General features: G+C 52.9%; 11 protein-coding genes and 1 tRNA gene. 3 read left to right on the top strand and 9 right to left on the bottom strand.

Annotation, left to right across the window (positions count from 1 at the left end):
* Window positions 1-78: 78 nt before the first annotated feature.
* From AUQ41_RS11650 to AUQ41_RS11640, 3 genes are all read left to right on the top strand, one after another.
* The gene (locus tag AUQ41_RS11650; protein ID WP_063088573.1) at window positions 79-1,794 is read left to right on the top strand and encodes a tetratricopeptide repeat protein; all 1,716 of its coding nucleotides are present in this window, start codon (window positions 79-81) and stop codon (window positions 1,792-1,794) included.
* Between the two features lie 21 nt (window positions 1,795-1,815).
* Window positions 1,816-2,745 carry a 4-(cytidine 5'-diphospho)-2-C-methyl-D-erythritol kinase gene (locus AUQ41_RS11645; RefSeq protein WP_063088572.1) on the top strand — a complete coding sequence of 310 codons (930 nt, stop codon included), beginning with the start codon at window positions 1,816-1,818 and terminating at the stop codon, window positions 2,743-2,745.
* A 78-nt stretch (window positions 2,746-2,823) separates the two neighbouring features.
* Window positions 2,824-2,898, top strand: a tRNA-Gln gene (locus AUQ41_RS11640).
* Window positions 2,899-2,993: 95 nt separating this feature from the next.
* On the opposite strand, the gene AUQ41_RS11635 is transcribed toward AUQ41_RS11640, so the two are convergent.
* From AUQ41_RS11635 to AUQ41_RS11595, 9 genes are all read right to left on the bottom strand, one after another.
* A complete protein-coding gene (locus AUQ41_RS11635) occupies window positions 2,994-3,965 on the bottom strand; it encodes a sensor domain-containing diguanylate cyclase (RefSeq protein WP_168173384.1) in 972 nt (323 codons plus the stop codon).
* 176 nt (window positions 3,966-4,141) lie between these two features.
* The gene (locus AUQ41_RS11630) at window positions 4,142-5,104 is read right to left on the bottom strand and encodes an ROK family protein (protein WP_232308376.1); all 963 of its coding nucleotides are present in this window, start codon (window positions 5,102-5,104) and stop codon (window positions 4,142-4,144) included.
* A complete protein-coding gene (locus tag AUQ41_RS11625) occupies window positions 5,094-7,283 on the bottom strand; it encodes a lysylphosphatidylglycerol synthase domain-containing protein (protein ID WP_063088570.1) in 2,190 nt (729 codons plus the stop codon). Before AUQ41_RS11625 ends, AUQ41_RS11630 begins: the two co-directional genes overlap by 11 nt.
* 87 nt (window positions 7,284-7,370) lie before the next feature.
* The gene (locus AUQ41_RS11620) at window positions 7,371-8,609 is read right to left on the bottom strand and encodes a pitrilysin family protein (RefSeq protein WP_063088569.1); all 1,239 of its coding nucleotides are present in this window, start codon (window positions 8,607-8,609) and stop codon (window positions 7,371-7,373) included.
* 47 nt (window positions 8,610-8,656) lie between these two features.
* Entirely contained in the window at window positions 8,657-10,054 is a 1,398-nt protein-coding gene (thrC, locus tag AUQ41_RS11615) for a threonine synthase (protein WP_063088568.1), read from the bottom strand.
* Window positions 10,055-10,240: 186 nt separating this feature from the next.
* Window positions 10,241-10,660 carry a cyclic nucleotide-binding domain-containing protein gene (locus AUQ41_RS11610; protein ID WP_063088567.1) on the bottom strand — a complete coding sequence of 140 codons (420 nt, stop codon included), beginning with the start codon at window positions 10,658-10,660 and terminating at the stop codon, window positions 10,241-10,243.
* Window positions 10,661-10,775: 115 nt separating this feature from the next.
* A complete protein-coding gene (locus tag AUQ41_RS11605; RefSeq protein ID WP_063088566.1) occupies window positions 10,776-12,263 on the bottom strand; it encodes a carboxypeptidase M32 in 1,488 nt (495 codons plus the stop codon).
* Window positions 12,264-12,328: 65 nt separating this feature from the next.
* Window positions 12,329-13,060 carry an SURF1 family protein gene (locus tag AUQ41_RS11600; RefSeq protein ID WP_063088565.1) on the bottom strand — a complete coding sequence of 244 codons (732 nt, stop codon included), beginning with the start codon at window positions 13,058-13,060 and terminating at the stop codon, window positions 12,329-12,331.
* Between the two features lie 6 nt (window positions 13,061-13,066).
* Window positions 13,067-13,432 carry a DUF983 domain-containing protein gene (locus AUQ41_RS11595; RefSeq protein WP_063088564.1) on the bottom strand — a complete coding sequence of 122 codons (366 nt, stop codon included), beginning with the start codon at window positions 13,430-13,432 and terminating at the stop codon, window positions 13,067-13,069.
* Window positions 13,433-13,453: the final 21 nt, after the last annotated feature.

Raw genomic sequence — 13,453 nt, 5'->3', positions numbered from 1 at the left:
GGCTAATCCCGAAATTCACTATGGCGATGCGCCAGATCTGGCGTCGCCGAACCCGAATTGCGGACGCAGGAAAAGCCTTTGAAACGTAAATTGTTACATCTCCTCATCCCGATGACGGCTGTTGCGCTTTCGGCCTGTGGTACCATGCCACAGAACAGCGACGATGCCGTTTTCGAGTATCCGCAATCCAACGGGTTTTCGGGCAACTTCCTGGCTGGCAAGGCCGCCCAGATGGAAAGCCGGTCGGACTACGCTGCGCAATATCTTTTGCGCGCCCATCAACTCGACCCCGATAACGCAGAGCTGCGCCGCCGTGCCTTCCTGGCATTGATCAGCGACGGGCGTATCAGCGATGCCGTCGACATTGCCACCAGCTTGCAATCCGAAAACGATCAGGACCTGTTTGCGGCCCTGACCGTGATGGATGCCGCCATTCGCGAAGATCGTTATCAGGATGCGCTTGATATTGTCTCAAGCCTGCCCGAACGTGGCATCAATGCCCTGATTGCGCCGCTGGCAAAGGCCTGGCTTTACACCGGCCTTGATCAAAAAGACGCGGCAATGACCGCCCTTGATGGCATGCAGGGCAATGGCGCGCTTAACCCGCTTTCGGAATATCATCGCGGTCTGATCCTGGCGCATTTTGGTGATTTTGATGCCGCTGAACGCGCGCTTGCCAGTGCCTATGGCGATCCGGCCGACGCGCCGCTTCGCGCCGCTGAGGCCCTTGGCGCAGTTTATGAGCGCAAAGGTCAGGTGCAAAAGGCGTCGCTTCTGTATGAAAGCTATATGGATCGGCATCCGCAATCGCTTGCCATGCCGTTCCATCTCGCACGCCTTGATCGCAAAGAACCACCGATCGCAACCATGCTGACCCCGGCAGAGGGTCTGGCAGAGGCCTATCTCGATATTGCCACCCTGCTTAGTCAGGAAAACGCGGTTGATCCATCCTTGCTGATGGCGCGCTATTCGCTGTCGCTACGTCCCGATGATGACATTACCCGTCTTCTGGTCGGCGAAGTGATGGAAATTCAGAACCGTTTTGAAACGGCAATTGAGGTTTACAAAGGGATCCCGCGCTCATCCCCTCATAGCTGGAACGCACGCCTTCGCACCGCCTCAAGCCTTGAGCAGATTGGCCGCGCGGACGAGGCGATTGATATCCTCAAAGACATGGTCAGCGAACGCCGTGATCGCCCGGATGCGCTGATCCAGCTTGGCGATATCCTGCGCATTCAGCAGCAATATGGCCCGGCGGCAGACGCCTATGACAAGGCGATTGAACGGCTTGGTGGCCAGACGCAGGTTGGCTGGCGTTTGCTGTATCGTCGTGGCATTGCCCATGAACGTGCCGGGGACTGGGCCAAGGCAGAGGCAGATTTCCTTCAGGCCCTCGAAGTCGAACCAGAACAGCCCTATGTGCTCAACTATCTTGGTTATAGCTGGGTTGATATGGGCATGAATTTCGACCAGGCCGAAGACATGCTTAAACGCGCTGTCGAATTGCAGCCTGATGATGGCTATATCGTCGACAGTCTGGGGTGGGTTTACTACAAACTGGGCCGGTTCGAAGATGCGGTCGAACAGCTTGAAAAGGCGGTCGAACTGAAACCCGACGATCCGACCATCAATGATCATCTGGGGGATGCCTATTGGCAGATCGGGCGCTATCACGAGGCCCGCTTCCAGTGGCACCGTGCGCTGTCCTTCAATCCGACCGAAGAACTGCGCAGTACCGTCGAAGCCAAACTCAATGGTCAGGTACCAAGCGTGGCCCCGACCGTCGTAAACTGACGCATTTGGGAAGAAACGTTCATGTCTGCGACCTATCGCCAGCAGGCACCTGCCAAGGTTAACCTGTTTCTGCACGTCACCGGCAAACGCGATGACGGCTATCACCTGCTTGAAAGCCTCGTCTGCTTTACCGCATCCGGCGACGTGGTAAGTGGCGAGGTGCGCGACGATGGCACCATCACCCTTTCGATCACAGGCCCCATGGCCGCCAACCTCGCCCTTGAAGACACCAGTGACAACCTTGTGATGCGTGCTGCCCGGATGCTCCAGGCCGAAAGTGGCACGACACAGGGGGCCGACCTGATCCTTGATAAGCGACTGCCGATTGCATCGGGTATCGGTGGCGGGTCGGCTGACGCGGCGGCGACGATCCGGTTGCTCTGCGAGATGTGGAAGCTTGATCTCAACGCAAACACCCTTTCACGCATCGCGCTAACACTCGGGGCAGATGTCCCGGTTTGCCTGCATGGTAGAACCTGTCTGATGTCGGGCATCGGCGAAGAAATCACCGCACTGCCGGACCTGCCGTCCGTCCCGATGGTCCTGATCAATCCCGGCAAGGCGGTTTCAACACCCGAAATCTTCAAGGCCCGCGCCGATGAGGGGTTTAGTACGACCGGCGCATGGGATACCAAGCAAACCTTTCAAAGTGGTGCGGCCCTTGCCGATGCATTGTCGGAATGCGGCAATGACCTGACCCTGCCGGCCACCGGTATCCTTCCGGAAATTTGTGATGTGCTAAATGCGCTCGCGCGCGAAGAGGGATGCTTGCTGGCCAGAATGTCAGGCAGCGGGGCGACGTGTTTCGGAATTTACGACACAAACGATCAGGCTGAACGTGCGGCAAATGCCATTGCAGCACAGAACCCGGACTGGTGGATTTCGCCCACCCATATCCTGACGGAAAAGAGCCGCGAGCAGGCAGATATGGGCGCGGCCTTCCCCGACTGAGCGCGAGATAAAAAAACCTTCAAATAGAGGGTTGCACTCTTGTCATGAGGGCGCTATTTTCCGCGCCACGCACGCTGATGGGGCGTGGCCAAGTGGTAAGGCATCGGTTTTTGGTATCGTGTACCGTAGGTTCGAATCCTACCGCCCCAGCCAAGACAAACCGCTTTGAGGTTTTCCTCAAAGCGGTTTTCTTTTGCGTGCTTGATGCAACATGGCCGCACATGAATGCGCGGCCACATATTATCCGTTCAGGACTGCTTTGACTGGTGCATTGCGATGCTGGCGCGCGACACCAGTTTATCAAGCGTATCGCCCGCCTCCGCAATGCCAAGGCCGATGCTGAGTGTAAGCTTCGGGTGTGCACTTCCGGCCTCGAAATCCTCGGCACCGACGCGCTCGGTCAGGCGCTGCAGATAGTTAAGCGCACCTGCGGCCCCGGTTTCAGGCATCAGGATAATGAATTCCTTGTCGCTCCAGCGCGCGATGACGTCGGTTTCGCGCTTCATGCCCGATGCCACCTTGGCAAACAGTTTCAACGCCGCATCACCGGCATCATAGCCAAAGTTCTCATTCAGGTTCTTGAGATTGTCGAAATAGACCATCCCGATCACAACCGCATTGCCATATCGGTTTGAACGTTCAAGCTCGGTTCGCAAGATACCTTCCATGTAATGGCGATTGTAAAGCCCCGTCAGCGGATCGGTATTGGCCGAAAGCTCGATATCCTTGCGCGCCTGATCAAGTGCCTTGCGATCATGGATATGGGCAACCGCCTGCCCGATTGAGTCGGCAAAAAGCTGCACCAGATCGATATCGTGCTTGGTAAAGGCCTTCACCGGTACCGGGCTGCCAAATGCAAGGGTCCCGATGCATTCACCTTCGACAACAATCGGTGCGCCAAGATAGGCGGCAAATCCGAATTTTTCGCCCGCCGGATGCGATCCCAGTTCGCTTTCACTGACATCATGAAAGGCAAAGACTTTGCTGGCCGAAATAACCTGACTGCAGAATGTCTCATCAAGATCGAATTCCATGCCCGGGGTCAGGACATTTTCAGGATGAAACACCTGTCGAATTTCATAGGTCTGTTCGCCAATCGCACTAAAGATGCCGACTGGCAGACCGAACTGCTCAATACCGAGCTTCAGGATCGCCTCAACACGCTGTTCGAACATTTTGGCCATTTCGCCCTGATGATCGGTCTCAAACTCGGTGGTCATGTGATTTCCCATTTTTTGACTGGCACCGCCTTGCACGAAAACACCAGTCATAAAGCCTTGTTATACTGCGACAATTAAGTCCGATAATCGCATGCGGCAAATTCTAAACCGTAAGCATACCAAGGCATAGGCCATTCTTCTGATTGGATAATATTTTTCTGATATGACCGGCTCGGTTATCCGGATTTCGGTCGAGCTGTCATCATCTGGTTCAACAGAGCTGCCCCCCGCAAACCGCCATCCCGGGCATAGGCGCCGGGCACCACCAGCGGCCCGTCATAGCGCCCCAAGGCATGCTTTCGCACCCGGGTGTCAATCTCTGCGATCAAGGCGGTCTCGGATGCCAATCCGCCGCCCACCGGGACACAGTCCGGATCGAGAACATTAACCATCAGTGCCAATTCACGGGCAACCAGATCACAATAGATGTCGATAACCCGTGCTGCCTTGTCATCCCCGGCCAGCCATGCAGTTGTGATGTCGTGGCTTGCAGGTGCCTGATCATGGAGTTGCACGTAAATCCGTTCAAGCCCGCGCGCCCCGCCCCAGCTATCAAGGCATCCGATCCCCCCGCAGCCGCAGGCAACCGCCGACAGGCCATGTTTGATGAGGCTACCGGTGACATCATTGCCATGCCCCCATTCGCCACGGATACCGCTGTTACCGCCAACGAACTGACCATCGAACACAATCCCGCCACCAACGCCGGTGCCAAGGATAATGGCAAAGACGGTTCGGGCGTTTTGGGCGGCACCTGTTGTTGCCTCGGCCAAGGCAAAACAATCGGCGTCATTTTCGACCAGAACAGGACGGTCCAGAATGCCTGAAAGCTCGGCCGCCAGCGGCCAATCCTTGATGGCCGGAATATTGGCAGAAATGACCGACCCGGTCTGCGGATCCATCCCACCGGCAAGACTGATGCCGACCGGGCGATTGCCATATTGCTCATCGGCCTCGTGCACAAAGCCCGCCAGGATTTTGACAAAGGCATCGCGGTCATCACGCGGTGTCGATGCCTTGCGATGAAGCACCATCGCCCCACCCGCATCAAAAACACCGAACTCGATATTCGAGCCCCCTATGTCAAAGGCATAGGTCACTTTTTCGAATTCTGAAGGCGCTGCTGTCTCACGATGCATTGTGTGGCATCTTTGTCCGCAAAGCAAAAGGCGCGGCAAATAGCATACCCAAGATTAGCCAAAACACACGCTGATAAAGCAATTCGTGGGCCAAACCCATAATTGCCGCGTTTAATACAAGCAAAACTAGAGTCCTTTGGTAGGGATCAACCCGCCATTGGCCTTTCAGAAATATGAAGGAAACCCAAAATAAAGGTACAACACAAATAATTAAAAATCCTATTCCCCCCATCTCAGCAAGGACCCAAAGAAAGGAATTATGAATTACAAGAGGATGCCCTTTAAGGGCCTGAATTTCGTGAAACACCCCGAGTCCTGCGCCAAAAACGGGGGACTCCAAGAACAACTTCCATCCCTCATATAGACTAGCAATGCGATCGTATTGCATTTCACCAAATTGAGCTACCCGACCCTCGTTAAACCCCGCCACACCAACAGTTGTCTGGACAAACAGTTCGAATATTTCATTTAGACCAATGACAACACACCACAACATCACAGCTCCTAGAACAGATGCTACAACCTTTTTCCAGTCAAATGACAATAGTACTGCTAACAGCACAATCATGGACCCCAAAGCGGCCCTCGACATTGTTAAATAAATAAGAGCCATCACTAGCGAGAGGGTGGCTACTGTTATCCAATCCCTTCGAAGATTAGAAAAATTACGTTCAAATGAGAAAATCAAGCAAAACACTGAGACAAGGAAGAACGCGTATGAATTTGGGTTATTTAGCAGCCCAGTCCACCTAGGACCGTGCCAACCAAGAGACAAAAGGGAATCGTAACCAAACACCATACGAAGAGCGAATTCCATTATAGCGAGCACTACAATCGCCACCGACAGAGCACGAATTGCCGTTCGAACAGAGAAATCTCCCCAAAAAGCAACAGAAACCAGCCCGATAATAAGGTAGCAAAGCAGGATACCACTTCCAACAAGGCGGTTGTAGGAAGCCCACTCGGAAAATCCAATTCTAGTAACCCCTATAATATAGCTGAGTATGACAATCAGAAACGCTGACAAAAGCCAATATGGTATACAATTATTTTTCCACACTTTCCCCCATGCTCGTTGCTGAACTATTACAAGCAGAAAGGTCATACCAAGTACGACTGCTAGCGGATCAGCAATATTAAGTGAGATATGCCCTGCACTTAGTGGGATTGGAAACTGCACAAGTATTAAAATGAATACGACAGGTAACGACACCCAAGAAAGTATCAAGATAAGCCGCCTGCCAAAGACGTCGCGTGATAGTCTGTTACTTTGATAGATATCAAATTTAAACTTACCCAAAACTCTTTGCATAAAAAATATAATAAAAATATTCGTACATAAGGCTACGACTGTCAGTAAGCCGACTCCGATCCCAGCAGAAACACCTAATTCACTGGAAAGAGATGCGGCCTTAAATGCAAAACTAGCTGAGACTTCGCGAGCACCCCACCCACCAAAACTTATCGGAAGTGCTCCGCCTAACATTGTGAGAAGAGATGCAAGTACGGAATATTCATTGACTATTTCGAATCTGGTCATGCCTATGATTAGAGATAAATATGCCGCCAGCATAGAAATATGCATAAGCGATACTATAGAAATAGTAATCCAAAGCTTTGATCCCCACCCATCTTTTAATAAAAAATTAATTTCATTTTTTTGCTTTGGGTACAGCGAAATGAAATAAACACAAACAAAAGACAATAATACAAAAAAAGAACCAAGAATTATTGGTAATACTGGGATATATTCAAACCCAACACCACCAAAAACAAAAATTGCCGCCCCCACTGATGCAAGCAACAATAGCGATAAAGATAGGCCTCTTTCTAGTGCTGTTACAATAAATGATGCTTGCGGGTTCGCACTTTCTTTAATTAAGTACGATCTGGATATGCTTTGCCCAAAGAAATTAAAGAAAAAAACGCCGGACAATATCGAGAAAATATTTACTCTATGACATTCCCAAAAAGGGAGACTAATTCGAAATATAGACAGTACAATTTTAAATCTAAAAGTACTTAAAACTTGATTAAAAAAGATAAAAACAAAAGACAAGAACGCCCAATAAAAATCAATTGAAATATAGTAATCAGCTATATCTTCGATTTCCATGTAAACAGCAATAATTAGAACTGAAAATCCGAGAACCAATATCTTTATTGCCAATCTATTCATTCCCGCCAATCCCTAGAACCAAAACCACTCTTAGATGTAAATGGAATCATTGATATCTTTTACGCCCAAAATTCAAGTTGTGATTTGTTAAAAACTAAAGTCGGGGACTTTACATATTGGCCCCAAATAAGTTGTACTTGGTTTCCCCGTCAAAAGTTTATTTCCAGCGATTTTGACCTTTTCAAGGTCAACACCGTCGATCTTTTCAACGATTTCTTCCATGCTTTGCGGACGGCCGAAAATCTGGATCTGACGGGCCAGTGTTTCACAGCGACCGGAATTGCTTTCCATCGCCATCACCACAGATGCCTTAAGCTGCGCACGTGCACGTGCGACTTCTTCCTCGGTCAGGTCCTCGGTCGCGCGGACCAGTTCATCACACATGACCGGCATCAATTCGCCAACGTCATTGGCACCAGTCCCGGCATAGATCGAGAACAAGCCACCATCGACATAGTGCGACGAGAAGCTGTAGACCGAATAGACCAGCCCGCGCTTTTCACGGATTTCCTGGAACAGGCGCGATGACATGCCGCCACCCAGAAGGGTGTTGAAAACCTGCAGATCATAGAAGCTGTCATCGGTGTAGGACACGGTCGGCAAACCAAAGATCACATGCACCTGTTCAAGCTTGCGGTTTTCGATCCGGCTGCCGCCTTCGTATTTAAGCGGCTCCATCTCGTGATCTTCATGGGCTGGAAGGCTGTCGAATTTCTTGGCCACCATATCGACAACGCGATTATGTTCGACCTTGCCCGATGCCGAAAACACCATGCGTTTCGGGCTGTAACGGCGTGACATGAAATCAAACAAATGATCACGGCTAAGCGACGATACATTTTCCGGACTGCCAAGGATCGAACGCCCCAGAGCCTGATTTGGCAGGGCGGTTTCCTGGAAATAGTCGAAAATGATGTCGTCAGGTGTGTCATTGGCCTGACCGATTTCCTGCAAGATGACCTGACGTTCGCGTTCAAGTTCCTTCGCATCCAGTGTGGAATGCTGAAGAATGTCGGCAATCACATCAATCGCCAGTTCCTGATCTTCGTGCAGGACCTTGCAATAATAGGCCGTGTTCTCGCGCGAGGTATAGGCATTCATCTGCCCGCCAACTGCTTCGATTTCTTCGGAAATCTGAAGCGCGGAACGACAACGCGTGCCCTTGAACGCCATATGTTCAAGCATATGGGAAATGCCGTTAATGTCAGGCGTCTCGTTCCGAGCCCCGACATCAACCCACGTGCCCAAGGCAACCGACTGCACATGATCAAGGCGGTCAGTCGCGACAATCATTCCATTGTCAAGCTGGGTGAGCTCGACTGTCATATAGCATTACTCCTGTTTCGCATTCTTTTCCCAACCATGGCTGGTCTTCAGGCTGCACGCCGGTTCTTGCGGACATGCGCCATCAAGGCCGCCACATCGTTGGACATTGGTTCGACCTTTTCAGGTCGGTCATATAGATCAGAAAGACGCGGCGGCAAGTCCGGGTAGATGCCCGACGCCTGCTTGACCGCATCCGGGAATTTCGCCGGATGTGCGGTTGCCAGTGCCACCATCGGCACCGATTTGTCGCGATTACACTGACGGCCTGACACGATGCCGATCACGGAATGCGGGTCCACCAGTTCGCCACTGGTCGCCAAGACATCCTTGATCGCCGCCTTGGTTTCTTCGTCATCCAGTCGATAGCCATCGAAATGTTCACGCGCCCGGCCAAACTGGCCCTGCGACATTTCCATAACACCGGTTTCGCGGAACTTGGTCAGCATTTCGGCAATCGCCAAACCATCGCGGTCATACAGATCAAACATCAAACGTTCAAAGTTCGAGCTGACCTGAATATCCATCGACGGGCTGAGCGACGGCTCAACGCCTTCCATCTTCATGGTCCCGGTCTCAAAGAAACGGGCCAGAATGTCATTGCGGTTGGCACCAACCACGAACTGCTTGATCGGAAGGCCCATCTGCATGGCGGCATAACCGGCATAAACGTTGCCGAAGTTGCCCGACGGCACCGAGAACGAAATTTCGCGTTCCGGCGAGCCAAGCTGCACCCCCGCCCAGAAGTAATAGGCGATCTGGCACATGATGCGCGCCCAGTTGATCGAATTCACCGCCGACAGGCCAACTTCATCGCGGAAGCCATGATCATTAAACAGCGCCTTGACCAGATCCTGGCAATCATCAAACGATCCTTCGACGGCAATGTTGTGCACATTATCCGACAAGATGGTCGTCATTTGACGACGCTGAACTTCCGAAACGCGGCCTTTGGGATGCAGGATGAAGATGTCGATATTTTCGCGATCCCGGCAGGCTTCAATCGCGGCCGACCCGGTATCACCCGACGTTGCACCAACAATCGTGATCCGCTCGCCACGTTTGGCCAGAACATGGTCAAACAGACGGCCAACCACCTGAAGCGCATAGTCCTTGAACGCCAGCGTCGGGCCATGGAACAGCTCCATCACCCAGTCATTCGGGCCTAGCTGCTTGAGCGGTGCGACCGCTTCGTGATCAAAGCCGCGATAGGTATCTTCGAGAATGGTCTTAAGGGCATCGTCATCAACAGTGCCAGCAACAAATGGCTGGATGACTTTGAAGGCCACTTCGGCATAAGTCAGAGTTCGCAGCGCACGAATGTCATCCTTGGAAAAGGTCGGCCATGTTTCGGGAACATAGAGCCCCCCGTCACGGGCCAGACCGGCAAGAAGAACTTCATCGAACTGCAAAACGGGGGCGCTTCCCCGCGTGCTGACATAGCGCACTAGACCTGCTCCTGCATAAGGCGAATATCGGTTGCGTGCTTTTGGGCGCAAATCGCCCCCAAACAACACGCCAAAGCCTGATTTAGTGAGGGTTTGAGCAGATATAGTCAAGGGACAATCAAGCAAGCCTGCCGTGCTTTACGCATTATCGCGCAAGCCACGGCCCCACCCCGCATTCAGCCCACCCTAACCGTCAAGCGGGATGCCATGTTCCTTGAGCTTCGACTCAGCCAATGCCGCCCGGCGCACAACCGTGCGATAGTTGCCCAATAGGATTCGTAACACGGCTTTGATAAACCGGTCCGAACCCGACATTTTCTTTTCAAACGTCTGACGGCTGATCGCGATCAAAACGGTACGTTCTTTGGCCCGGGCAGAGGCCATGCGCGGCTGATTATCGACAAGTGCGAGCTCACCAAAAAGACCACCGGCCTCGATCGAGCCGAGAATAACCTCTTTGCCTTCGCCCAGCGTTTTGAAGATTTCGACCTTGCCTTCCTGCACCACATAGGCAGCGTTTCCAGGCTTTCCTTCGCGGAAAATAACCTGATCGATGGCAAAGACCTGCCGGTCCATCACCTTCTTGTTGCCGTCGGTTATGCCCATGTGTTTGCAGAGCCCATGAAAGGTTTGGGAACTTCTTGTCCCGAGGACCGATGGCCGCGTGTATCACCGATCAATAAATCAATGCTAGCAGATTGCCGGGCCCATTCAATTGAATTTACTGACCGTACCTATTCTCAAGATGGGCCCTGAAGGCATCCACGCCAAGGGGCTTTCCGGTCGCGGCCTCAAGGATGGCATCGGTGGATTTGCTTGAGGCCTGACTGTGAATGTTTGTGCGAAGCCAGCCCATCAACGGGGCGAAATCACCACGCGACAATGCGTTGGGTATTTCAGGGTTGGATTCCTTGGCCGCGGCAAAGACTTGCGCCGCCGCCATCGCCCCTAACGTATAGGTCGGGAAGTATCCCCATGCGCCCGATGGCCAGTGGATATCCTGCATGCAGCCATTGCGGTCATCTTCGGGGACAATGCCCAGAAGTTTCTGCATCAACTCGTTCCAGGCGCTGGGCAGATCGGCAAGCTTCATGTCGCCTTCGATCAGCGCGCGCTCCAGCCGATAGCGCAAGATCACATGCGCGGGATAGGTCACCTCGTCGGCATCAACACGGATCAGGCCGGGCTCAACGCGGGTATAGAGGCGATGCAGGTTTACAGCCCCCCACGCGGCGTTGTCACCGCCAAAGGCTTCCTTGAACACGGGGCCAGCATAGGTCAGGAACTCTTCCGACCGGCAGGCCTGCATTTCCACCAGAAGCGACTGGCTTTCATGCATGGTCATGCCACGCGCCTTGCCCACCGGCTGGTTTTGCCAATCGGCTGGCAATCCGCGCTCATACATGGCATGACCGGTTTCGTGCAGGACCCCCATGATGGCCGAGGTAAAATCATTCTCGTCATAGCGCGTGGTCAAACGCACATCTTCGGGAATCCCGCCACAGAACGGATGATGGGAAATATCCAGCCGCCCGTGATCAAAATCGAAACCAACCGCCTTCATCAGATCAAGGCCAATCCGGTTTTGGGTTTCAATCGCGAACGGACCGGTTGGTTTAACCGGCTTGTCTTCGGATTTTTGGCGTTCAATCACATCGGCGGTAAAATCGGGCAGGAAGCTTTCCAGTTCGGCAAACAGGCTATCAATCCGATCAGAGCGCATCATCGGATCATATTGATCCAACAGCGCATCATATACCGAGGTACCCAATGCCTCTGCCTTGGCTTTGCCCGCCTCAATCGACAGATCAAGCACTTCCTGCAAGTGCGGCAGAAGCCCTTTGAAATCGTTGTCGGCGCGTGCCTTGCGCCATGCCACTTCACAGCGGGTTTCCGCCCGTGACATCTTTTCCACCAGATCGGCTGGCACCGCCGTGCCATGAACCCATGCACGCTTCATCTCACCCAGATTAGCCTGCTGCCAATCGTCAAGGCGCTCACTTTCCGCACTGCTGATCAGATCACCCAGATCCGGCGCATTGATCAGCTCGTTTTCCAGAACACTCAATGTCGCAAGCTGTTCGGAACGGGCATCTGCACCGCCGTCCGGCATGATGACGGCCATATCCCAGTGCAACATCCCGCCAATACCGGACAGGACACTCATACGGTGAAAACGGGCTTCGAGCTTTTTATACGCTTCGGTCATGGGAACTCCTGCGCGGACAGTCCGGCTGCTGTCCGCAAAATATCAGTCAACTGGTGGTGACAAGATCAGGCTTGCGCGTCTTTTTCGTCATCGCTGCTTGGGCGGCGGTGATAAAGGACAAACATCACGATCAGGGTAAGTGCCAGGCTATACCAGGTGATGGCATATTCCAGATGGTTGTTGGGCAACTCCACCTTGGCCTGCCCGCCAATCGGCAATCCGCCGGGGATCGGCGTATCGTCGAGTTCGAGATAATACGGGCTTGCAAGGTCGGCACCGGTATCTTCGGCCATGTGATTGACATCGACATAGAACCACTGATTCCGGATCGCATCGTTTTCCGGCTGCGCCCAATGCTTTTCACTTGGCAGACGCAACACACCCGATACACGCACCGGACCCTCGATCAGGCTTTCGGGGCGGGTTTCAGGTTCGCGGTAATCCTGCGGAACCCAGCCACGATTGACCAGAATGATCCGACCATCTTCCTGTTCAAGCGGGGTGATCAACTGAAAACCGACATTGCCGCGCCGGGTGCGCGCCATCAGGTATTTTTCCTGATCGTTCAGGTAACGACCTTCGGCATAGGCCGCGCGAAATGCCATATCGGGGTCAAGCACGGTATCGGTCGGCACGGCGATTGGTGGCATTTGTGCCTGCGCCTGGCGCATTTCGATCAGGTCTTTTTTCCAGAACAGTCTGTCAACCTGCCAGGAACCAAGCCCCAAAAGAATGATCAGAGACAGTCCGGCGGAAATTTTCATCGCCAGACTGGGACGCGTTTTAAGAAGTGGCATGAAGGGTCAGTCCTGTTCGGATGTCGATCGGTGGCGGTATTGCAGCGCCACCATGATGCCTTTAAGCGGCCTTAGCAAGACCAGCGTCAAACCAATGATCAGCGGTCCCCACACAACCGCGTGCAGCCAGAGTGGAGGCATATAGGTCATTTCAACCCATAGCGCCATCGGCACCACCAGAAATCCGAGAATAAAGATGATGAAAACAGCCGGACCATCACCGGAATCATGGCCGCGCAAATCCAGTCCGCAAACCTCGCAGGTTTCACGCACTGTCAAATAGCCCGAAAACAACTTTCCCCCACCGCAGCGGGGGCATTTGCATGCCAACCCGGTACGAATGGGGGAAAGGTTTGGATAATAATCATCCATGATCTTTTGTGTCACCTGACG

The sequence above is a fragment of the Thalassospira sp. MCCC 1A02898 genome (assembly GCF_001618185.1).
Lineage (GTDB): Bacteria > Pseudomonadota > Alphaproteobacteria > Rhodospirillales > Thalassospiraceae > Thalassospira > Thalassospira tepidiphila.
This window is presented reverse-complemented; position numbering and strand designations above follow the sequence as displayed.